We start from the raw sequence: 21,733 nt of genomic DNA on the forward strand, positions 1-21,733 counted from the left end.
TTAGCATGTCAAAGTTTGGCAATCAGACGATTATTTATTTACACCGGAATATTATTCAACAAAAATATTAATATATTTGACCTCATCAGAGACCGGCATTATTCCATGTTCCTCAAGTGAATTAAAATACAGACTGTCTCCGGGATTTAATTCATATGCAACTTTGCCGACCTTTACCCTCATTTTCCCCTCGAGCATATAAATGAATTCTTCTCCGCTATGGGAAACGGAATGTTTCTTAACTTCACCCTTTTTGCCCATGAACAAACAAGGCTGCATTTTTTTATCCTTAAATTCATTGGCAAAAGCAAAGAACTTATACCCTTTATCCGTATGAACAAGTGGTCCGTTTTTTACATCCTGGCTTTGTGTAAAAATGGCACTTTCACTCTCACCGTCTTCCAGCAGCGCCGATACTTTTGTCCCCAACGCTTCCGCTATCTTGGATAATGTAGCGACCGGCGGTACGACGATGCCGTTTTCTATTTTTGACAATAAACTCTTAGAAAAACCGCAGCAATCCGCTACATCCTGCAAAGTACGATTCTGCTGTTTTCTGATTTTCTTGATATTGATGCCTATTTCCATCATAAACCCTGCCTTTTGAAACTTGACGCCATAAAGTATCAGCGCCTTTTTGTCAAATTTATTTCTTGCTGATTATTTCAATCAGCGAAACTGCGTGAGTTGGCATGGAACACTGAAGCTTCAGATAACCGTCAGTAACCATAAACTCCTCTGATGACCCTATTTGTTCCAAATTATCTTTTGCTTTTATCATAGCATATTTTTGGCCAAGCGGGTATTTTGGTTTACCCTGTTTTAACCACTCAGCATAGGCATTGCTGTGCTCTGCGTCAATTCTATATTGCTTTACGACGGCGTTTCCGGTAAAAGGTACGTTGTTTATCTCAATGTTAACCTTAAAATCCTGCTGTTTATCCACGTCATCGTGGTGCTGAAAAGCAGTATTTGGATATTTCCTTCATCGTTTATTGCTGCGGATCCCGAAAGTTCAGCATCCTCATTTTCACCATGTAAATTCTCAACAGATAGAACGTCTTTTTCCTGAGAACTTTTGAAGTAAAGCTTTTTACTGCCCATTTTGGATAAAATTCTAAAAGTGTTGAACGAGGCTTTTTTAATACCTTGTGTTGAGAATGTCCGGGTTCCTTCAAAACATCTTTCCCCGTTGAACATAAACGCCCATGCAATTGGCTTGACGTCCATATTCATCTGATTGGCAATGCAATCTATATGGTTATAGCTTGACGCTATATAGCTTGCATAATATTCAGTGTTTCTGAAATTAAAATTGGGGTTGTCATAAATACCGCCCGCCGCCCAGCCGTCCGGGTCCGCTTCGGACAGGACGACCTCGCGGTCTTCGTAACCATATTTTTTGATTATTTCAAGCCCGGTTTTTACTTGCTTAATCAGTGTTTTAACCGTGGGAGTCTCTTTCTTAGCATTAAGATCAAACGCGAAATTGCCGCCCTTTACATGGAATGTTATATAGTCAAGGCGTGTACCGGTTGAACCAGTGGCGTAATTGACCCCATCCCTGCAGTGAGACAGGAACGCTTCAAGGTACTGGGCCGACTTTTTGCCAAGTTCAGGGCCTGTAGTCGCCGGGCCGCCGAGTTTTGCCTGCGGCAGTACCGAATGAAGCGACGCTTCGGTGTAATCATACAGTTTGCAGTACTCTTCAATTGTGCCGTTCCAATAGTACGGCAGATCTGGCTCATTCCAAAGCTCCCAATACCAAGTCAGGACTTCCTGCTCACCGTACCGTTCAACACAGTGCTTGGCCAATACAGCGACAAGATCAGCCCATTTGTTGTAATCTTTCGGCGGGTAAGTATGAGCCTTGTTCACATAATGGCTATATTTTGACCATTTATCGCACTCGGCAAATAAAGAGGGATCAAGAAGATCTAAGGGCATGAACCCTAATTCCATGAACGGTTTATTATTTGTTTTTAAGATGGTATCAATAATGTTATCGAAAATTTCGAAGTTGTATACAGGATTGCCATTTTCGTCTTCGGTATATACGTTTGTGGAGCCCCATTTATATGTTCCAAGGCAGTTTCCAGTGCAAAGAAGATGGTGGGTTCTTATATAATACGGAGCGTCAGCGAGGCTGCCGAAACTGTTTAAAAGCTCTTCGCCGCCAGGCGTATCAGTATAATTGCATTCATCATACCCGATAAATCTCCATTTGTGCTCGTAGTTTTGAATTATATGCCCGGCATCAACTTTAACGCTCACGTCGATACTTTTTTGCATGACGTTCTCCTCGTTCCTCTTTAAGATAGTTAGTTAAGCGATTATTTCTCTCAAATAATTCAGTGCCACGGTCGCGTCCTGTCCAATATTATTTGAATATGCCTCAACGCTTACCCGCCTGTTATAACCGATTTTATTGAGCAAACTGAAAAATTCTTTATAATTTGCTGTATCGGTCGGTGATGGGAAGCACCTTCCTTCAGGATTAGCCAAATGAACGTGAAAAATCTTGTCGGAAAAAGGAATCATTGAATACATATCATCGTTTTCAACCATCAGGTGATAATAATCCACCAATAATCCAATATTAGGGCTGTCTACCTCTTTAGCCAAATCGCAGCCTTCTTTGACCGTATTGATGATATTGCTTTCCGATTTGTTTAAAGGTTCAATCGCAATGACAATTCCTAATGGTCTCACAACGGTGTCAACATAATTTAAAAGGTTGACAAGTTGTGTCCACGCCTTTTTATGGTCAAATCCGGCTGGTACATTTTTAGCTCCTGAACTGCCAAAAACAATTGTATCAACGCCCAGTTGAGAAGCACGCCCCACTGCCCTGACAACATAATCTTTGACAACCGATTCATTGACAGCCGGACCTGTCAGCTTTATGTTGGCTGGAAAGAAGTTATTGCAGGTTTTGCACTTTATCCCGAACAACTTCAAACTTTCTTTTATTTTTAGGAAATCATCATCTTCAAGCGCCATAAGTTGGGCGATAGGAAGTTCTATGTAATCATATCCTAATTCAATAAGGTTTTTTGCGTGTTCGAATCCGATTCCATCCTTTTGGGTTGCAATCATGTTGCAGCAGCAGCCGATTTTCATATTGATTCCCTTCAATAAATAAAAATCTATAAATTCTACTTATCACATATTTTCGAGAAGCTGGCGAACCCTCTCAAAACCGGTGGTTCCACTGTTGAGAACCGGAACTCTCGTGTTAGTAAGGTAAGGGGCAAGAGCCGACATTGACAGTTGAGCCATAACAATTACATCAACGGATTTTGAAAGTTTATCTATGCTGTCAAACAGTATCTCATTGTGCTTTTCAATGTTGCCTTTTTTAATGGCCTTTTTGGGGCCTTTAATGCCGTTACGGCATTAAAATGCCTTCTTTTTTTCATAAAAGTTGAATAGAAAGCGCATCTGGCAAGCTATTTTTATTCAACTTTTTATAAATAACAACAGCCTGCGGCAGCCGGTAACTTTCCGGCTGCCGCAGGCTGCTGCATATATTTTCTCATTTTTTATTCAATGAGTTGACGCCATTCAAGACGAATACTGGAGATTTTAATTATTATGAAACGCAATCACAGGTTGATTAATTGTTGTCAGTGCGGGCTTTTATTCCTTACTTTCGCCCTTTACTTTATCCCAATAAGCTTTTGCCGCCTGTTCGGTCTTGTTTGGGCCAAACTGGTAATATTGCCTGCCCTTGAGCTTATCAGGCAGATACTGCTGTTTGACCCAATGGTTTTTGAAGTCGTGAGGATATAGATAACCATTTCCGCGGCCCAGCTTTGCCGCGCCTTTGTAATGGCTGTCCCTCAGGTGCGCGGGTATCTCATACACCATGCCGGCTTCTACATCTGCCATTGCCTTATCAATTGCAATAACTCCAGAATTTGATTTCGGCGCGGTGCAGAGGGTAATGACGGCCTGCGCAAGGGGTATGCGCGCTTCCGGCAGACCCAGTTGCATGGCTGAATCGACGCAGGATTTCACGATAACGGCCGCCAAAGGGTAAGCCATGCCGATATCTTCGCTCGCCATGACAAGCAGCCTGCGGCATGGTGAAATCAGGTCGCCCGCCTCTAAAAGCCGCGCCAGATAATGCAAAGCCGCGTCGGTATCCGAGCCTCGGACGGATTTTTGCAGTGCCGACAGGATATCATAATGCTCATCCCCGTCCCGGTCATATTTCATAGAGCTGCGCTGGGCCGCTTCCCTGGCGTCTGCGAGCGTCACGCGCCCGTCTTTTGCCGCCAAGGACAACAGTTCCGCCGCATTGATTGCCTTTCTGACATCGCCGCCGCAAAGCTGCGCGATATGGTCGCAGACGCCGTCCTCTATATCGAGCGGAGCGCCTCTTTCTTCGCCGATGATTCGGAAGGCACGCTCAACGGCCTTTTTCACCTCGTCTTTTGAGACAGGCTTAAACTCAAAGATAGTGGCTCGGCTGAGGATGGCGTTATATACATAAAAGTAAGGGTTCTCGGTGGTCGAGGCGATAAGCGTTATCTGCCCGTTCTCTATAAATTCAAGCAAAGACTGCTGCTGCTTTTTATTCAAATACTGGATCTCGTCAAGATATAGCAAAACACCCCCGACCCCGGCGAACGTATCAAGTTCCCCTACTACTGATTTTATGTCGGAGGTTGAAGCAGTCGTGCCGTTGAGCTTGTGCAATGTTTTTCCGGCTGAATTTGCAATAATCGAAGCCACTGTGGTTTTGCCTGTCCCCGGAGGGCCATAGAAAATCATGTTCGGGATTTGACCCGATTCGACGACGCGGCGCAGCAAAGCACCTTTGCCCAAAAGATGTGTTTGCCCGACAACATCATCCAAAGTCTGCGGACGTATCCTATCCGCCAGCGGATTCATAAATTAACCCCCCTTAAGGCGAAATATTCCATAACTTGCGGCAGTATCCGCTCCCAATATGTCCAGTCGTGAGCGCCTTCCGACTCTATATACTCAACGTCGAATCCGTTCTTGAGAAGTGCCTTATAAAGCTCCCAGTTTTCATTGAGTTTTGTGTCGGAAAGCCCGCAGTGCATAAGTATCTTACATTTTGTCCCGCGCTGTTTTTCAGCGAGCAGAAAGAGGTCGTCATCTTCAGGGGCAACGCCAGTTTCCCCGAATACAGCCCTCATCTCTGGCCTGTTCTTATAGTCTGCGGCGCGGGGCTTGATATCGGCCGCCGCGGAAATCCCTGCGCAGGCTCCGAATATGTCCGGCCTTCTGAGCCCCAGCTTCAGCGCGCCGTATCCGCCCATTGAAATCCCCGCCACAAATGTTTTTTCCCGTTTTTCACTTACATTAAACATTCTGCGGCAAAGTTCCGGCAATTCTTCCGAAATATAAGTAAAATACTTAGGGCCGTACTTCATATCGGTGTAGTAGCTTTTCCCCGCGTTCGGCATGACTACGGCAAACCCGTATTTCTTTGCCAGCATATCAACATTGGTGTTTCTCACCCAAGCCGTATGGTTGTCAAACAATCCGTGGAGCAGGTATAAAACCGGCGGCTTTCCACCTGATTTATTATTTGTGTCATAAGGCAGCGAGACACAAATTGAGGTTGAAATGCCGAGTGCGTCTGAATAAATGCTGCCCTCAAAGAATGCCATGCCAACACCTCTTAAAAGAAAGGCAGGCGTCGCCCGCCTGCCTCTCAGACAAATCTAATTGAAATTACTCATACAGCGGATATTTCGCGCAAAGTTCTTTTACGCCTTGACGTATTGAATCCACCTTGTTGTCAAAATCTGAAGCAGCCTGATAGATGAACTCGGCTATCTTCTCCATATCTTCCTCTTTCATGCCGCGGCTGGTGACTGCCGGTGTGCCAACGCGTATGCCGCTTGTGACGAACGGCTTCTCTGGGTCGTTGGGTATAGCGTTCTTGTTGACTGTGATATAAACCTCATCGAGACGGCGCTCCAGTTCTTTACCTGTAATCTTGAACGGGCGCAGGTCCACAAGCATGAGGTGATTGTCCGTACCGCCTGAAACAAGGTTAAACCCGCGGGACAGCAGCCCTATAGCGAGGGCCGCGGCGTTCTTTACAATCTGGGTCTGATATGCTTTGAATTCGGGTTTCAGGGCTTCACCGAGGCATACCGCTTTGCCTGCAATAACGTGCATGAGCGGGCCGCCCTGTGTTCCCGGGAATATTGCTTTATCAATGGCCTTTGCGAATTCCTCACGGCACATAATCATGCCGCCGCGGGGGCCGCGCAGCGTTTTATGCGTAGTTGTCGTAACAACATCAGCATATGGCACAGGTGAAGGATGAAGTCCGGCAGCGACGAGACCGGCTATATGGGCCATATCTACCATAAACAGCGCGCCGACTTCTTTTGCTATCTTGCTGATTCTTTCAAAGTCGATTATACGGGGATATGCGCTTGCTCCAGCGACAATGAGTTTCGGCCTTACCTTCTTTGCCGTCTCCAGCATCATGTCATAGTCAATGACCTGCGTCTCCGGATTTACGCCATATGGGACTACATTAAAGTATTTGCCTGAAATATTTACGGGCGAGCCATGGGTTAAGTGACCGCCCTCCGCAAGGCTCATGCCCATTATAGTATCGCCCGGCTTTAAGAGGGCAAAATAAACGGCAATGTTCGCCTGAGCTCCGCTATGAGGCTGAACATTGACATGATCCGCTCCAAACAGCTTCTTCGCGCGCTCAATGGCGATATTTTCAACGATATCTACATGCTGACAGCCGCCGTAATAACGCTTTCCCGGATAGCCTTCGGCATATTTGTTTGTAAGCACACTGCCCATAGCAGCCATAACGGCAGGTGAAACGATGTTTTCCGAAGCTATAAGCTCAATGTTGCGGCGCTGACGCATGAGTTCTTGGCTCATTGCTTCCCCCACTTCGGGGTCGACACTTTTTACAAAGCCGATAGTGTCAAGCATGTTTGCGTTCATTAACAACTTCCTTTCGCTTTCGTGCCCAGATTAGACCAAAGAACATTTTTACGCTCCCAGCAGGTCTTGTTAATTTCATTATAACCCTAAGCAAAGTCATTGACAAGAAAAACACGGGAAATTCTATATTTATGCAAAAATATGGTCCTCCCGTTTGAATATTTCCAGTCAGCACGCCGAGACCTGTCGCTATGTTTTTATTTCATTTAAATTCTACCGCCCCTTTATCCGCCAACGGAATGTCACGTATTTTCCCGTTATAGCCCGTTTTCTTGCGCCAAAGCCGTTTCCCGCCTCTGTGTGACTATAAAAAGGCAGTACAATTCTATAATTTACAGTAAAAATCGTTGCGGGAATGGGCGCATTGTGTTATTATTAAATCAATCGTGCATACGATAATCATAGCATATTGATTTTATTTGATATTTATCATACTTTTAACAGCCGAAAACTAATCGGCTGACTTTATTTTCGGAGATGCTTTTATAATGAAAAAAATAACGGCAGCCGTCTTATTCGGCGGGGTTTCTTCTGAACATGAGGTTTCTCTGCAGTCTGCAAAATCAGTGATTGAAAATATACCGAAAGATAAGTACGACATAGTTATGCTGGGCATAACCAAAGCGGGGCGCTGGCTGCTCTACAGCGGCGATACTGCGGCGCTCCCTTCCGGCGAATGGGAGAAAGACCCCAACAACAAGCCCGCATTTATATCGCCTGACGCTTCTGTCCACGGCATTGTGGTGCAGAACGGCACTTCAACCGAAATCATCAAAATTGACGTCGTATTCCCCGTACTTCACGGGGCAAATGGTGAAGACGGCACAATGCAAGGGCTGCTGACCCTCGCGCAAATACCTTTTGTCGGATGCGGTTGTGCTTCTTCCGCCGTCTGCATGGATAAGATGTTTGAAAAGTGTATCCTTGATGCAGCCAAAATCAATCAGGCAAAATGGGACTACACCGACATAACGGACTATAGAAGCAATCCCGAAAGCGTGCTCGACCGTGTTGAGAAACGCCTCGGTTATCCGATATTTGTAAAACCAGCTAACGCAGGCTCCTCTGTCGGCATTACCAAGGCTCATAATAGGGCGGAACTCACCGCTGCCGTTGAAACAGCAGGCAAGCATGACCGCAAAATCGTTTTTGAGGAAACAATCAAAGGGCAAGAGATTGAATGTGCTGTGCTCGGAAACGATGACCCCATTGTGTCATGCTGCGGCGAAATTATCCCCTGCAATGAGTTCTATGACTACGACGCAAAATACCTTGCCGGAAGAACCAAGCTTCAAATTCCGGCTAATTTGCCTGAGGAAAAGGCAAATGAGGTCAGAGAGACGGCAAAACGGGCATATAAGCTGCTGGGCTGCCGCGGCCTTACCCGAATGGACTTCTTTGTAAGAGAAGACGGAACAGTGATGTTAAACGAGCCTAACACTATCCCGGGATTTACTTCCATCAGCATGTATCCGAAACTGTTTGAAGCCTGCGGTATCCCATATTCTGAGCTTCTTGACAGGATACTTATATACGCTCTGGAAAAATAATGCCCGGAGTTTTGGAGGATTGTCTTTTGGATACGAGACCTATAGGCGTTTTTGATTCCGGACTCGGCGGGCTCACTGCCGTAAAGGAACTCGAACGCCTTATACCAAATGAAAATATTATATATTTCGGAGACACCGGACGGGTTCCATACGGCACGCGCGGAATAAATACAATTAAAAAGTATGCAGTTTCCGACATGCGTTTTTTGTTGAGCTTTAATGTCAAAGCTATTATTATCGCCTGCGGGACTGTAAGTTCAATCGCTATCGACGAGGTAAGGCGCATTACCGACCTGCCTGTCATCGGCGTCGTGGAACCGACGGCGAAAACAGCAGTTGAGGTATCGAAAACCGGAAAAATTGGCGTTATAGCTACAAGCGCCACTATCTCAAGCGGTTCTTTTCAAAAGGCCATATCAAAGCTCAATCCCGACGCTGAGGTTATCGCCCGGGCATGCCCGCTGTTTGTACCGCTTGTCGAAAACGGGTACTTTGGGCGCGACTGCAAGTTAGCACAGCTTGCCGCCCATGACTATATTGATGAATTCAAGGGCAGGATAGACACGCTAATTCTGGGCTGTACCCATTATCCGCTGCTGCGGGGCGTTATCGAGGACATACTCCCCGGCGTGATCCTTGTTGACTCGGGGTTTGAAACGGCAAAAACAGCGGTTTCCTTACTTTCGGAGCAAGATCTTTTAAATACGTCTGGAAAAGGCAGCGTTCATTACTATGTCAGCGACCAGACAAGCGATTTTGAAAGGCTCGCGGGAATTTTTCTCGAACACCCTGTAAACGGTATGGTTGATACTGTAGATATTGAGAAATACTAACACCGTCTGCTTTGAAATCACCATATCCTATGGAGGACTTTAAAATATATGGATGCAGTAATAAATATCAAAGGGGCAATATTCCCCGAAAATGCGCCGCCTGATATAATTGAGATGGTAACAACGGGGCAGTATATCGTTAAAAACGGCAAAAGATATATAAGCTATAATGAATCGGAAGCAACCGGCCTTGAAGGCGTGACAACGACGCTCAAAGTCGACGATTCCGGCACCGTTACCCTTATACGGACAGGAGCAGCCAGGTCAAGGCTTGTCATAGCCAAAGGCGAGCGCCAGCTCTGCCATTACGGCACAGGTTACGGGGACATTATGGTCGGCATTTCCGGATGTCAAGTCAAATCGAAGCTGAACGACAAAGGCGGAGAACTTTCGTTCAAATATACGCTTGATGTTAATTCAAGCACGATCAGCCGGAATGAAATCTTCATATCAGTCAGGGAGGCAAAAAAACAAGATGATAAATCCAATGAACAAAGCAATTGACCAAATACACATGGTGCTTGTGGAGGCAGCCGGCAGATGTGTTGCCGAAAACCTGCTGCCCGCAGTGCCAATTCCTGCGTTTTCCGTTGAGATTCCGGCGGATCGCAACCATGGCGATTTTGCTTCAAACATAGCTATGATATCCGCAAAATCATTCCATATGGCTCCCCGAAAAATCGCTGAGCTGCTTGTATCAAAAATTGACCTTTCCGGCACATGCTTGTCAGACGTTCAGACGGCGGGGCCCGGCTTTATCAATTTCTTCTTGTCCCAGAGCTGGTACACCGACGTGCTCAAAGCCATTGCTGAGGAAAAAGAAGACTACGGCAGTTCCGACATGGGCAAAGGTAAAAAGGTCATGGTTGAGTTTGTTTCGGCAAACCCCACCGGCCCTATGCACATGGGCAACGCCCGTGGCGGTGCGCTTGGCGACTGCCTCGCTGCTGTTCTCGAAAAAGCCGGATATGACGTCACGCGCGAATTTTATATCAATGACGCAGGTAACCAGATAGAAAAGTTTGCGAAATCCCTTGAAGCCCGCTATCTTCAGCTTTACAAAGGCGAGGACGCCGTCGAGTTCCCTGAGGACGGCTACCACGGCGACGATATCAAAGAGCGCGCCAAAGAATTCGCTGCAATAAACGGGGACAAGTATGTCGAGGCGCCGTCGGAGGAGCGCAAAAAGGCCCTTGTCGACTACAGCCTCGAAAAGAACATTCAGAAACTGCACGACGACCTTTTGAAATACCGCATCGAGTACGACGTATGGTTCCGTGAAAGCACACTGCACAACGACGGCGAGGTCGCCGAAACAATAGAAATCCTGAAGAAAAACGGCTATACCTATGAAAAGGACGGCGCGCTCTGGTACACCGCGACCAAATTCGGCGGCGAAAAGGACGAGGTTCTTGTCCGCGCGAACGGTATCCCCACCTATTTTGCGGCCGACATTGCATATCACCGCAATAAGTTTGAGAAGCGCGGGTTCGATAAGGTTATAAATGTTTGGGGCGCTGACCACCACGGCCATGTGGCGCGTCTCAAAGGCGCCATGGACGCTATCGGTCTGGACGGAAGCAAACTTGATATAGTTTTAATGCAGCTCGTGCGCTTAACCCGCGACGGTGAAGTCGTGAGGATGTCAAAGCGTACCGGCAAGGCCATCTCCCTTGACGACCTGCTCGACGAGGTACCGGTAGACGCAGCGCGTTTCTTCTTCAACTTGAGGGAAGCCAACAGCCATCTCGAATTCGACTTAGGGCTTGCGGTAGAGCAATCCTCCCAGAACCCGGTTTATTATGTCCAATACGCCCATGCCCGCATATGCAGCATTATCAAGAACCTCAAGGCCGAGGGCATTGAGCCGCGCGAAGTAACAGACGAGGAACTCAACCTGCTGACCTCTCCGGAAGAGCATGAGCTTATCCGCCATCTCGGCGCCCTGCCCCAGGAAATCGAGGCAGCAGCCAAAGAATATGACCCAGCGAGAATTACCCGTTATGTCATGGAACTTGCGACACTGTTCCACAAGTTCTATAATTCAAAGCGCGTCAAGGGCGAGGACGAGCACCTTATGCAGGCAAGACTCAATCTCTGCATCTGCGTCCGCGACGTTATCCGCAACGTCCTCTCTATGCTCAAGATAACGGCGCCCGAAACAATGTGATCCTGCCGCTGCAGAGATTACGCGGCGCTAAGAGCCGCCAGTTCCTAACGGCGCTGCATTCACATCTCCCAACCACTTTGCACACCGCTTGATATGTTTATATTATTTCTGCACTATATTTTGCACTGACTTTATCTGGCGGTAATTGACTTTTGTAAATATACATGGTAGAATATAATGTAATTTGTGTTACCCTGCACTTAGCAATTTGCTCCACCGGCTATTGCCCAGAGCAGGGCGAATAATTCAATGAGGTGTTTGAAATGCTAAAAGAAGAAAAGCAGCAAATTATCGCAGAAAACCGTATCCATGAGAATGACACAGGTTCGCCTGAAGTACAGATTGCCATTTTGACATCCCGCATCAACAGGCTGACTGAGCATCTCAAGGAGCACAAAAATGACCACCATTCCCGCCGTGGACTGCTCAAAATGGTTGGTCACAGACGTAATCTTTTGAACTATCTTGCCAAGAAAGATATTAACCGTTACCGCGCAATCGTTAGTAAACTCGATCTGCGCAAGTAATGATGGACTGCCGGAGCGGAAACATCAAGTTTCCGCTCCTGTATCCTTTGATGAACAGAGGGTTGGGCGGTTTTAGCAATAAAGCGAGCGTTTTAAAAACCTTAGAACGCCGGCTTGATTGCTGAATCCTGTTTGACCCTCGTGTTTTATAAAAGTTTCAGGGGGTCAAATAATGTTTGAAAATTACCGCACATTTGAAACAGATTTCGCGGGCAAAAAACTTATAATCGAAACAGGAAAGGTCGCACAACTCTCAAACGGTTCATGTCTTGTCAGATACGGCGATACCGTGGTATTGGTCAACGTCTGCGCGTCGGACAAGCCGCGTGAGGGCGTTGATTTCTTCCCTCTCGCCGTCGATTACGAAGAGAGGCTCTATGCAGTCGGAAAAATCCCGGGCAGCTTTTTAAAGCGCGAAGGGAAACCGTCTGAAAAGGCTATTCTCACAAGCCGTCTTATAGACCGTCCAATCCGTCCGCTGTTCCCAAAGGATATGCGCAACGATGTAACCGTATCCATTCTTGTGCTCTCTGTTGAACCAGACTGCCAGCCGGAAATTGCGGGCATGATAGGTACTTCAGTGGCCATCTCTATTTCCGATATCCCGTGGAACGGGCCGATAGGCGGCGTTGCTGTAGGCTATGTTGACAACGAATTTGTCATCAACCCGGACGCAGCACAGCGTGAGAAGAGCGAAATGTATGTAACCGTCGCCGGCACCGAACAAAAGGTTGTTATGATTGAAGCGGGCGCAAATGAAATACCGGAAGATATTATGTTCAACGGTATTATGAGGGCCCATGAGGAAATAAAGAAAATTGTCGCTTTCATCAAAGATATACAAGCACAGGTAGGAAAGCCAAAGTTTGAATACCAGTCCTTTGAAGTCGACCCCGAAATGTTTGAAGATATCAAGAATTTCGCCGAGGAAGACGTAAAATATGCCCTCGATACGAACGACAAGAAAGTCCGCGAGGAAAGACTTAAGGTCGTAAAAGAGAAGGTTATCGAAGAGTTCAGCGAAAAATATCCCGACAGCGAACAGGCAATTGACGAATGCCTTTATAAGCTCCAAAAGATGATAGTCCGCAGATGGCTGCTTGACGAACATCGCCGTGTCGACGGACGCGGAATGAACGAAATTCGTCCTCTGGCGGCTGAGGTTGGGCTGCTTCCGCGCTGCCACGGCTCTGGACTGTTCACAAGAGGCCAGACCCAGGTTCTTACAGTTGCGACACTGGGCCCGATAGGTGACCAGCAGCTTCTTGACGGCATTGATTTTGAGGATACAAAGCGTTATATGCACCATTACAACATGCCTGCCTGGACTGTCGGCGAAACCAAACCGGCACGCGGCCCGGGCAGACGTGAAATCGGTCACGGCGCTCTTGCCGAGCGCGCCCTTGAGCCGGTAATCCCGTCGGAAGAAGAGTTCCCGTACGCTATCCGCCTTGTTTCAGAGGTTTTGTCCTCCAACGGCTCTACTTCACAGGGTTCAGTTTGTGGTTCAACACTGGCGCTTATGGATGCCGGTGTGCCGATAAAAGCACCTGTTGCGGGTATTTCCTGCGGCCTCGTCACTGAAGGCGACCGCTTCTTGACAATGATTGATATTCAAGGTATCGAAGACTTCTTTGGAGACATGGACTTCAAGGTTGCCGGTACTCACAAAGGCATTACAGCTATCCAGATGGATTTGAAGATTGATGGATTGACCCCCGAAATCATTAAAGAAGCGCTCATAAAGACGAGAGACGCAAGGTATTATATCCTTGACGAAGTGTTGCTCAAGGCAATTGATAAACCGCGCCCCGAGCTGTCTAAGTACGCTCCAAAGATGATAACTACTCAGATAGACGTCGACAAAATTCGTGATGTTATCGGTTCCGGAGGCAAGGTAATCCAAAAGATTTGTTCAGACTGTGACTGCAAGATTGACATAGAAGAAGACGGACGTGTATTTATCGCCGCCATCAACACTGAGAACGGAGAGAAAGCCCTCAAGATAATCAACGCTATAACAAAGGATCCTGAAATCGGAACATTCTATACTGGCAAGGTAACACGCATTATGCCATTCGGCGCATTTGTTGAAATTGCGCCGGGCAAAGAGGGTCTTGTCCACATCTCTAAACTCGACGTAAAACATGTCGACAAGGTCGAGGATGCCGTCAAGGTTGGCGACGAAATCACAGTGAAACTCATTGAAATTGATAATCAAGGAAGGTTAAACTTTTCACGCCGCGATGCTCTTATTGAGCTTGAGGGTATGACCCCTGAACCGGAAGAGTCCCGCCCTCCACGCCGCGATTTCCATAAAGACGGCGGTTCTCGCCCCTTCCATTCACGTGAAGGCGGCCACTCCTTTGAAAAGCGTCGCGATGGAAAGAATTTTTAAACCATAAGCGCAGGCGGCAGAACGTATATTGAATAAAAAGCCGCCGCTGAACAACAAAAAATTAAAGCCTGATGCCGGTTGAATATCGGCATCAGGCTTTTTCTTGTCTGCACTATAGTCCCACAATCTAAAAAAGCGGTTTCGTTTCAGCGGAATGGTCTTACATCGTAGAATCCTCTCGGGCTGTATTTATGTCAAGACACTTGTTCAATTGCGGGCACAAGCGGTTTCGATATAAGACACAGCATCGCCCACAGTTGTAAACATATCCATTTTTTCATATGGAACTTTTATAGAGAATCCATCCTCTATTGACACTGCAAGCTCAACTAACTCTAAACTATCCATATGTAAGTCGTCAGTGAAGCTTGATGACAATTTAATATCCTTTTCTGCTGTACCACTTATTTCACTAATCATCTGCCGAACTTTCGAAAATGTGTCCATAATTTCGACCTCCATAAATTATTACCATTTGAACGCCAACAGAGCATGCTGCCATTTTGTGTTTTCCGCAGCATACATTAAGATATTATCACCCTTTTTAAAACACCCCTTTTCTATCGCATCTGTTAATGCAATTGGTATTGCCGCATTTAACAGCGCCCCTCCTTCGTTGCTAACGGTTATGACTTTATCCAAATTAAGATCTGGAAATTCGCCGCATACTATCTTTATCATCTTCTTAGAAATAACGGGCATTAGATAGTGGTCTATATCACTTGCGCTTGTCCCGACTTTGTCGTTGAATTTATGCATTGCATAAATAAGTACCTTTGGCAAATATTCCCCACTCACCTTACTGGCCTGATACAACGGCCAGCGCTCACGTTTAACTTCATCTGTGGGATAAGGATATCTGGACCCGCCTATTTCGATAATAGAACCATAGGGGACGTCTGCCATAGTCGATTCCATGTCCTTATAATAAAAGCCAGATGAGTCAGACTCATCCGTGCCCTGCAAGACAACAGCCCCGGCACCATCGCCGAAGAACATTAAATTAAACAATGCCCTTAAACCTATGGAACTTTTTTGCTGGATAAATTCTGAAAATCTGTTTGAAATCAAATCTGCTCCGACAACTAACGCATTATGTACTGCAGAGCTTTCGATGAGGGATAACGCAAGATACATAGCTGTACCAAAACCGGCGCAGCCTGAACGAATATCAAATCCCATGCACTTTGAAATCCCTAACCTGTCCTGCAGCAGGGCAAAACATGGCGGAATGGGATAATCGGGGGTAGCAGTTGAATACACGATTAAATCAATATCATCCGGCTTTAATCCTGCGTTATTAATAGCATTTATGGATGCCTGATATGCCATTTCGGTATTAGTGGTAAATGCTTTGCCTGTATTAAAATCAAGCGCACAATACCTGCTGTGGTGCGGCAGCAATTTTGAAACGATTCTGGCTTCTTTATGAAATAGTTCGAAATACACATCATCTGAAACCGCTGGAGGTGCGTATGATCCGGCACCTATTATTTTGCCTTTCATACTGCTTGTCCCCTTTCTTCCACATCAAAACATTTAAAGAATGCCGCAGTGTCTGATGATATGCTGCATTGCTCAGCAACATTTAAAGAAATATCTTCGGGAAGCGGCCTTTTGGTTGTATTAATGTTATTCCGTGAAATAACCCTTCCTGATCTTTTCCCGTAACAGATCCTGCCTGAGATCGGGAAGAATTTCTCCATCCGCTCAAATATATCTTTAAGGTCCTCTTTGAAGATATTTCCAAACGAAAGCGGTACCGCAACGCAAGGAGTAACCGCGCCGTCATTGTTGATTGCCAGATAATGAGCGCCCGCACTGCAGCCCATATAATCCGGACTCTCAAATTCGCAAAAGTTCAATATCGCCGGCACGCCTGCGGATGAGAAATGTTCTTTTTTGAAATCTTTGACGAATTTGATTGCGTCGCAGTATAGATGGCTAAAATCCTTGCCTTCTAAATTCCCCTGCGGAATGGGCATAACAATGCGTATTTCGTTGATTCCCAACGTTTCAACAAAATCAAAATACTTTTGTATCTCGCCCTCTTTTAACAAACTATTGGTGATACAGACTGTGATTGCAGTATAGATATTTGCATCAGTTAACGCCTCAATAGCTGTTAATGCCTCTTTAAACGCACCGGGGTAATGCCGCAGTTCATCTGCTTTATCGCCTTGGTAGTGGTCCAAACTGATAATACATCTGGTCAAATTGGTATGCTTAATTTCTGACACAAACTTTTTATCGATATTGTGGCCAGTTGTGTATAATTGCCCTTCAATGCCGTCGGGAATTGCTTTGATGATTTCTAATATATCAGGGTGAAGCATAGGCTCGCCCCCTGTTATCCCAACAGTGGCCGTGCCCAAATCATAGAGTGAACTAAAACAGTGTTTAATGGTTTCGAGGTCCAGCATTTGTACGTCTTTATTCTTTGCCCTGAAACAATGCCAACAGCGGCACTGGCATTTGCCGGTTACCACAATGTCCGCTTGGATAGGTATACGCTTCTTGTGTACCGCGATATGATAAAAATCCCGAACCGCCCTGCTCCACGCATGGCCTGGAAAAGAAGGATAAAAACTGTTGATAAAATATCGTTTGCTCTCAGGGTCATAACTATAATTCTCATTTTTTGTTCTTAGGAAATCCACTATGCGCCTGCCGGATTCAGGCAATACATTATGTAACATAGCTTCCTCAATTTCGTCAGTTAATTCAAAAAATTTCTTGTACGCGCTCATAATCAACCCCACCTCGTCTATTAATCAGCCGGTTCCATCTGATTATTCACCCGACTTTAACGACTCTACCATATCCAGTTTCTTCACTTTTCTGCTCACGAGAACACCTACGATTATTGAGGTTCCCACCGCAATGCAAGTCGACAGCAATAGTTTTGTTGAAGATATAATAGGGGTATATTCGAATGTATCGGTTGTTACAGCTCCCACATATGCTTTCAAAAACAATAAACCTGCAGGTATACCCAACAACCATCCGATGACTATATTGAAAATAGTGTCTTTGAAGATAACAGCACGTATCTCTTTCTGATGAAACCCTAACACCTTCATAGCTGCATATTCCCTTCTCCTTTCTGTATAATTTAAAATGCCAAGGTTATATAGTATAACCACAGTGAGCAGAATTGCAGCACTTAACAACAGCATAATAATCATTTTCACGCTGTTAAGAATCTCATCAGCGTCATTTAATTGCTGGTCCAGCGTAATTATATCTTTAACATATGCCTCATTTTTTATATCGTCTAAATTTGACTTTCCTGTAAGCAGTGCCGTCGGTTTAAAGAAGGAACTCTTATCAATACCGCTCGGGTTTTGAATTGTCCCTAAGCTGCTTAATGCGCTGATTTGTTTCGTTGTATTTTTAAGGGCGCTGTTAAATTCAGATTGACCGTCATAAAGCTCTTTTGAGCCGTCAGAAATTTTTTGCATGGCATTAGCCAGTTTGTTTTGGGACGATGACGCTTCCGAATACTTTTGGGCAAGCTCTTGACATCCCGCTTTGAGCTGTGCAGTGCCGCCTTTCATTTTCTTTACAGCGCTGACGAGCTGAGCCAAGCTTTCGTTGGCTTTTTTCTCTGCGCTGTTAATCTTCGAAAGGTTGTTTGACAAAGTTGAAACTCCGCTTTTTAGCTGCATAATAGTAAGCCCCATCGTCAACGATGAATTTCCGAGGTTTTTTGACAGCAGATTCCACTGCTTATACTCCGGAGTCTCCGATAATTTATGCTGTTCCCCGTTTTTAGTTGTGACATTATAATTGCCGATAGCTTGCTGGAGCGTCTCCATATTCTTAACGCTCATTTGCAATTTATCATATTGGTCATTGCTGAATGACATATTTAATTGGCTCGAAAGGTCGCGGAGTGATGAATTAACCTTGCCAATGTTATTCCCTATTTCTGAATAACCTGACTGTAATTTCACTAATCCGTCCGACAGGGAAGCAACACTGTCATCAAGGGATGACAGGTGATTTGACAATGTTTTAATGCTGTCAGTGCCAACTGATAAACCCTGATTTAACTTTTTAACACTGTCGCTCACGGTTGCAAGTTGCTCGGAAAGGTTCTTTGAACCGGACACCAGGTTCTGCGACGCGCTTTCAAGTTTTTCTGCGCTGTTTGACGTATTCTTTGACGCAGCATTTAGCTTGCTGACACTCGCGCTTAAAGATTTTGCGCATAGGTTTTCCCATGCCTCGTCAGACATGTAAATACCTTGGGGCGTTGGAGTTGTGACAATATCCGCCACATTGGCAGTAAATGGAGTAGGATATCCTAAAACCCGAAACTTTATGTAGTCCCCTTTTTTAATATTCATGTCCTGTGCCAGCCTGCGGGAAACCAGCAGCTTATCATCAGGAAGAGCCACATCATCATTTGCCTGATTCTTGAGATGCACATATATGCCCGGCCCTAAGACAGAAAGCACTGCATTTTTCTGCTTATCCTTTGATGTTTGGATTTCTATTGCGCATTCTTCAACCCACTGTCCGTCGGAATTTAACTTTGAATAAAGGGTTTCCCGGTCTTTTTGCCCAGCGTTGGAGGATAACGTTATTTTGGAAGCATAATCATATTGTGTTCCGTATACATAGTGATTAGCCTTGACTAAAGAGTCATTTAAGCCAAAGCTCGCAATCAACAAAACCATGCTTCCCAAAATCGCCACTATTCCGGTTGCCGTCCGAATCTTGTTTCTTGAGATATCCCTTAAAGTCCATTTCCATTCAAACGATATAAGGTTCCAAATTAGCGGTATACGTTCAAGGGCTATTTCTTTTCCGCTCTTCGGAGCAGCTTCTCTCATTGCCTCGGCAGGCATACCCTTAATGCCCTTTCTGCTCGCAAAAGCTGACGAAACCACGCAGCAGATTACGATTAAGAGTGCCGCACCAAATGAAGCCCAGGAATTCTTTACTTCCCAGTGAGGCATTGTATAAAACTTTTTCTGCAGGTTCAGCAATGTTGGCGAGATTACGTGCGGGGCAAGTATCAATCCTACGGCGGAACCCAATAAACTTATCACAAGGCCATAACAAGCATACATGAAATATAGCTGTCCGTTTCTGAAACCCAAGGCTTTAAATGTACCTATCTGCGTCCGCTCCGTTTCTACGACGCGCTTCATAGTTGTCTGCATGGTCAATAGGGTTAAGAAGAAAAATAATATAGAGAACATTATTGACATTTTTTTCATTTGCGAAATCTTGTTTGTATAGTTATAAACCCCTGACCAATTTGACCTATCAAAAAAGCCAATATATTTTGAGCCTAACTTATCTTCGACGTCATCTCTTAATTTTAAATTATCCGCTTTTTTTGAGGTTTTTATTTTTACTTGGTTATATAAAATGTCGTCCTCGTTATCGCTTAATGATTTAAATATGTCGCCTGAAACATACGCATACCCGTTCTGCGCATGATTTGGCGCAAACAAACTGCTATTTGGGCCTGTGTAAAAGATATAATCAGGGCTTAGAATAATGCCCTTAACGGATACGGTCTTTTCCTTGCTGTTATTTGAGATTTTAAGTGTGTCGCCGACAGAGATATGGTTTGCCGTTGCAAATTCCTTATCAATCCAGCAGCCGCTCTCATTTGTATTGTATTTGCTTCCGCTGACAGTATCCGGTATCGATATTTGATTAGTCTTATTGTAAATTAGTCTGATTTCAGCATCTTTTGAATCCTTTAACTTAACTGTAGCGTCCTCAATTGCGGCAGCCTGAACGCTTGAAACATTGTCGATTTCTTTAATTCTGTCAATATCTGAATCGGTAATTTCATCCCCACTAATCCAGACATCTGCCAACCGGCTTTTTTCAAACCAGGCATTACCCTGGTTTTGCATGCCCAGCCAAACCCCTTCAATGCCTGTATAAATCAGCACCGCCAGCAGTGACATTACGAATACAGAGCAGAATTGAGCTTTAAAATCCCAAAAATCGCGCAGCATTTTTTGGAACAGCCGTCTCATCTCACCATGTCACCTCTTCCATGCTGACGGGATTTTTATTATCTGTAACCTGTACTACATGGCCGTCTTTTAGCCGGATTACCCTATCTGCTGCAGGCGCTATGGCAGAGTTATGTGTAACGACAACTACTGTTTTCCCTTCATTATGAGCGATATTCTGTAAAAGCTGCAAAATAGTCCTTCCCGTTGCGGAATCCAAAGCTCCCGTAGGTTCATCGCATAGAATTAGATCAGGATTTTTACATAATGCCCTCGCAATTGATGTGCGCTGCATTTCACCTCCTGACATTTCAGACGGAAAGTTCTTCATGCGCTTTTCCAACCCTACCGCTGAGAGCATTTTTTTGGGGTCAAGCGGGTTTTTCCCCAAACGGGCAGATACATCGACATTTTCATAAGCGTTTAAATTTGGTATGAGGTTATAAAATTGAAACACAAAGCCCACATCAGTCCGGCGGTAATCCGTCAACTGCTTATCGGAAAGTGCGGTGATCTCTTTATCCCCCACAAAGATTTGGCCAGATGTCGCTCTGTCCATCCCTCCGAGTAAATTTAATGTCGTGCTTTTGCCAGACCCGCTAGGGCCTAAAATTATCGTAAAAGAATCTTTCTCCACAGAAAAATTTGCATTTGCTAAAGCCTTAATCTTTTCTTTCCCGGCGCGGTATTCTCTCGTGACATTATTAAATACAATATAAGGCATCCGCAGTCTCTCCTCAGTTAATTTGCTAAATTGATTATTTGCTAAACTGTATAGTATCTAAATATATGAATACAAAAAAGCGAATTACTCTCATTCGCTTTTTTCCATCTCTAATGTTTTCCATACTTTTTTCAATTCCATTCCCAATGATGCCAAGAGTTCACATGTTCCCGGCGGCTGCTGTGCCAACAAATGCTCAATTTTTTTATTAAGGTATTTATGAAATCTTTCATGACCACGATATACTTTTTTGCCGTCTTCGGTCAGGCTTAAAACAACTTCATTTTCCGTCTCAGGTGAGACACTTTTTATAACCAAATTTTTTTTGACCAGCTTACGTACCATTTGAGAAACAGCGCCTTTGGTCACATTCTGATACATAGCTAATTTGGTAATATTGATTTTGTCGTGTTTTCCAATCGCATCAATCGTATGTACTTCACTGAGATATAATTTTTGGCCGATTCCGTAAGAGTATGGTTTCTTGTCAAGTTCGATGTATTGATTGATGACCTGCCGGAATAGCTCACATAAGTCATCAATGGTAACACTATCGCTCATGTAAAATG

At 45.1% G+C, this 21,733-nt stretch carries 19 protein-coding genes; 6 read left to right on the top strand and 13 right to left on the bottom strand.

What is annotated here, in order from left to right; genetic code table 11:
- Positions 1 to 51: 51 nt before the first annotated feature.
- From V6C21_RS00950 to V6C21_RS00980, 7 genes are all read right to left on the bottom strand, one after another.
- A complete protein-coding gene (locus V6C21_RS00950; RefSeq protein WP_479268106.1) occupies positions 52 to 591 on the bottom strand; it encodes a helix-turn-helix domain-containing protein in 540 nt (179 codons plus the stop codon).
- Positions 592 to 646: 55 nt separating this feature from the next.
- Entirely contained in the window at positions 647 to 946 is a 300-nt protein-coding gene (locus tag V6C21_RS00955; protein WP_479268107.1) for a hypothetical protein, read from the bottom strand.
- The gene (locus V6C21_RS00960; protein ID WP_479268108.1) at positions 907 to 2,292 is read right to left on the bottom strand and encodes a GH39 family glycosyl hydrolase; all 1,386 of its coding nucleotides are present in this window, start codon (positions 2,290 to 2,292) and stop codon (positions 907 to 909) included. The genes V6C21_RS00955 and V6C21_RS00960 overlap by 40 nt, the downstream gene beginning before the upstream one ends.
- 33 nt (positions 2,293 to 2,325) lie before the next feature.
- The gene (locus V6C21_RS00965) at positions 2,326 to 3,123 is read right to left on the bottom strand and encodes a sugar phosphate isomerase/epimerase family protein (protein WP_479268109.1); all 798 of its coding nucleotides are present in this window, start codon (positions 3,121 to 3,123) and stop codon (positions 2,326 to 2,328) included.
- 519 nt (positions 3,124 to 3,642) lie between these two features.
- Positions 3,643 to 4,902 (bottom strand): replication-associated recombination protein A, encoded by a 1,260-nt coding sequence (locus V6C21_RS00970; RefSeq protein ID WP_034841942.1) that lies wholly within the window; start codon positions 4,900 to 4,902, stop codon positions 3,643 to 3,645.
- Positions 4,899 to 5,651: an alpha/beta hydrolase gene (locus V6C21_RS00975; RefSeq protein WP_479268110.1), complete on the bottom strand. Its 753-nt coding sequence runs from the start codon at positions 5,649 to 5,651 to the stop codon at positions 4,899 to 4,901. The genes V6C21_RS00970 and V6C21_RS00975 overlap by 4 nt, the downstream gene beginning before the upstream one ends.
- Before the next feature lie 64 nt (positions 5,652 to 5,715).
- Positions 5,716 to 6,969, bottom strand: coding sequence for a serine hydroxymethyltransferase (locus tag V6C21_RS00980; protein WP_479268111.1), 1,254 nt, complete (start codon positions 6,967 to 6,969; stop codon positions 5,716 to 5,718).
- Positions 6,970 to 7,457: 488 nt separating this feature from the next.
- Here V6C21_RS00980 and V6C21_RS00985 point away from each other — a divergent pair, with 488 nt between their 5' ends.
- The 6 genes from V6C21_RS00985 to V6C21_RS01010 all read left to right on the top strand — a co-directional run bounded on the left by V6C21_RS00985 (position 7,458) and on the right by V6C21_RS01010 (position 14,447).
- A complete protein-coding gene (locus V6C21_RS00985; RefSeq protein ID WP_479268112.1) occupies positions 7,458 to 8,519 on the top strand; it encodes a D-alanine--D-alanine ligase family protein in 1,062 nt (353 codons plus the stop codon).
- Positions 8,520 to 8,545: 26 nt separating this feature from the next.
- Complete coding sequence (gene murI / locus V6C21_RS00990; RefSeq protein WP_034841948.1) at positions 8,546 to 9,352, top strand: glutamate racemase; 807 nt, start codon at positions 8,546 to 8,548, stop codon at positions 9,350 to 9,352.
- A 48-nt stretch (positions 9,353 to 9,400) separates the two neighbouring features.
- On the top strand, positions 9,401 to 9,856 hold the full coding sequence (locus V6C21_RS00995; RefSeq protein ID WP_045085837.1) for a YwiB family protein: 456 nt from the start codon (positions 9,401 to 9,403) through the stop codon (positions 9,854 to 9,856).
- Positions 9,828 to 11,522 (top strand): arginine--tRNA ligase, encoded by a 1,695-nt coding sequence (gene argS / locus V6C21_RS01000; protein ID WP_034841957.1) that lies wholly within the window; start codon positions 9,828 to 9,830, stop codon positions 11,520 to 11,522. Before V6C21_RS00995 ends, argS begins: the two co-directional genes overlap by 29 nt.
- 263 nt (positions 11,523 to 11,785) lie before the next feature.
- The gene (gene rpsO, locus V6C21_RS01005; RefSeq protein WP_034841959.1) at positions 11,786 to 12,049 is read left to right on the top strand and encodes a 30S ribosomal protein S15; all 264 of its coding nucleotides are present in this window, start codon (positions 11,786 to 11,788) and stop codon (positions 12,047 to 12,049) included.
- 172 nt (positions 12,050 to 12,221) lie between these two features.
- Complete coding sequence (locus tag V6C21_RS01010; RefSeq protein WP_479268113.1) at positions 12,222 to 14,447, top strand: polyribonucleotide nucleotidyltransferase; 2,226 nt, start codon at positions 12,222 to 12,224, stop codon at positions 14,445 to 14,447.
- Between the two features lie 207 nt (positions 14,448 to 14,654).
- Here the strand turns inward: V6C21_RS01010 and V6C21_RS01015 are convergent, their stop codons facing one another.
- The 6 genes from V6C21_RS01015 to V6C21_RS01040 form a co-directional block, all read right to left on the bottom strand.
- Entirely contained in the window at positions 14,655 to 14,894 is a 240-nt protein-coding gene (locus tag V6C21_RS01015) for an acyl carrier protein (protein ID WP_034841962.1), read from the bottom strand.
- A 21-nt stretch (positions 14,895 to 14,915) separates the two neighbouring features.
- The gene (locus tag V6C21_RS01020; RefSeq protein ID WP_045085838.1) at positions 14,916 to 15,953 is read right to left on the bottom strand and encodes a 3-oxoacyl-[acyl-carrier-protein] synthase III C-terminal domain-containing protein; all 1,038 of its coding nucleotides are present in this window, start codon (positions 15,951 to 15,953) and stop codon (positions 14,916 to 14,918) included.
- Positions 15,950 to 17,197: a radical SAM/SPASM domain-containing protein gene (locus tag V6C21_RS01025; RefSeq protein WP_052659912.1), complete on the bottom strand. Its 1,248-nt coding sequence runs from the start codon at positions 17,195 to 17,197 to the stop codon at positions 15,950 to 15,952. Before V6C21_RS01025 ends, V6C21_RS01020 begins: the two co-directional genes overlap by 4 nt.
- A 42-nt stretch (positions 17,198 to 17,239) precedes the next feature.
- A complete protein-coding gene (locus tag V6C21_RS01030) occupies positions 17,240 to 20,440 on the bottom strand; it encodes an FtsX-like permease family protein (protein WP_479268114.1) in 3,201 nt (1,066 codons plus the stop codon).
- A gap of 22 nt (positions 20,441 to 20,462) precedes the next feature.
- On the bottom strand, positions 20,463 to 21,164 hold the full coding sequence (locus V6C21_RS01035) for an ABC transporter ATP-binding protein (protein WP_034841967.1): 702 nt from the start codon (positions 21,162 to 21,164) through the stop codon (positions 20,463 to 20,465).
- Between the two features lie 90 nt (positions 21,165 to 21,254).
- Positions 21,255 to 21,725, bottom strand: a complete 471-nt coding sequence (locus V6C21_RS01040; RefSeq protein WP_045085839.1) for a MarR family transcriptional regulator — start codon at positions 21,723 to 21,725, stop codon at positions 21,255 to 21,257.
- Between the last annotated feature and the right edge of the window lie 8 nt (positions 21,726 to 21,733).

It is taken from the genome of [Clostridium] cellulosi (assembly GCF_036762875.1).
GTDB classification, from domain to species: Bacteria; Bacillota; Clostridia; order Oscillospirales; family Ethanoligenentaceae; genus Ruminiclostridium_D; species Ruminiclostridium_D cellulosi.

Coding starts and splice junctions, on each gene's coding strand:
- V6C21_RS00965 (WP_479268109.1), bottom strand. CDS start 3,123: ATGAAAATCGGCTGCTGCTGCAACATGATTGCAACCCAAAAGGATGGA.
- V6C21_RS01035 (WP_034841967.1), bottom strand. CDS start 21,164: ATGCCTTATATTGTATTTAATAATGTCACGAGAGAATACCGCGCCGGG.
- V6C21_RS00995 (WP_045085837.1), top strand. CDS start 9,401: ATGGATGCAGTAATAAATATCAAAGGGGCAATATTCCCCGAAAATGCG.
- V6C21_RS01030 (WP_479268114.1), bottom strand. CDS start 20,440: ATGCTGCGCGATTTTTGGGATTTTAAAGCTCAATTCTGCTCTGTATTC.
- V6C21_RS01025 (WP_052659912.1), bottom strand. CDS start 17,197: ATGAGCGCGTACAAGAAATTTTTTGAATTAACTGACGAAATTGAGGAA.
- V6C21_RS01010 (WP_479268113.1), top strand. CDS start 12,222: ATGTTTGAAAATTACCGCACATTTGAAACAGATTTCGCGGGCAAAAAA.
- V6C21_RS01040 (WP_045085839.1), bottom strand. CDS start 21,725: ATGAGCGATAGTGTTACCATTGATGACTTATGTGAGCTATTCCGGCAG.
- V6C21_RS00960 (WP_479268108.1), bottom strand. CDS start 2,292: ATGCAAAAAAGTATCGACGTGAGCGTTAAAGTTGATGCCGGGCATATA.
- V6C21_RS01020 (WP_045085838.1), bottom strand. CDS start 15,953: ATGAAAGGCAAAATAATAGGTGCCGGATCATACGCACCTCCAGCGGTT.
- V6C21_RS00970 (WP_034841942.1), bottom strand. CDS start 4,902: ATGAATCCGCTGGCGGATAGGATACGTCCGCAGACTTTGGATGATGTT.
- V6C21_RS00980 (WP_479268111.1), bottom strand. CDS start 6,969: ATGAACGCAAACATGCTTGACACTATCGGCTTTGTAAAAAGTGTCGAC.
- argS (WP_034841957.1), top strand. CDS start 9,828: ATGATAAATCCAATGAACAAAGCAATTGACCAAATACACATGGTGCTT.
- V6C21_RS00975 (WP_479268110.1), bottom strand. CDS start 5,651: ATGGCATTCTTTGAGGGCAGCATTTATTCAGACGCACTCGGCATTTCA.
- rpsO (WP_034841959.1), top strand. CDS start 11,786: ATGCTAAAAGAAGAAAAGCAGCAAATTATCGCAGAAAACCGTATCCAT.
- V6C21_RS01015 (WP_034841962.1), bottom strand. CDS start 14,894: ATGGACACATTTTCGAAAGTTCGGCAGATGATTAGTGAAATAAGTGGT.
- V6C21_RS00985 (WP_479268112.1), top strand. CDS start 7,458: ATGAAAAAAATAACGGCAGCCGTCTTATTCGGCGGGGTTTCTTCTGAA.
- V6C21_RS00950 (WP_479268106.1), bottom strand. CDS start 591: ATGATGGAAATAGGCATCAATATCAAGAAAATCAGAAAACAGCAGAAT.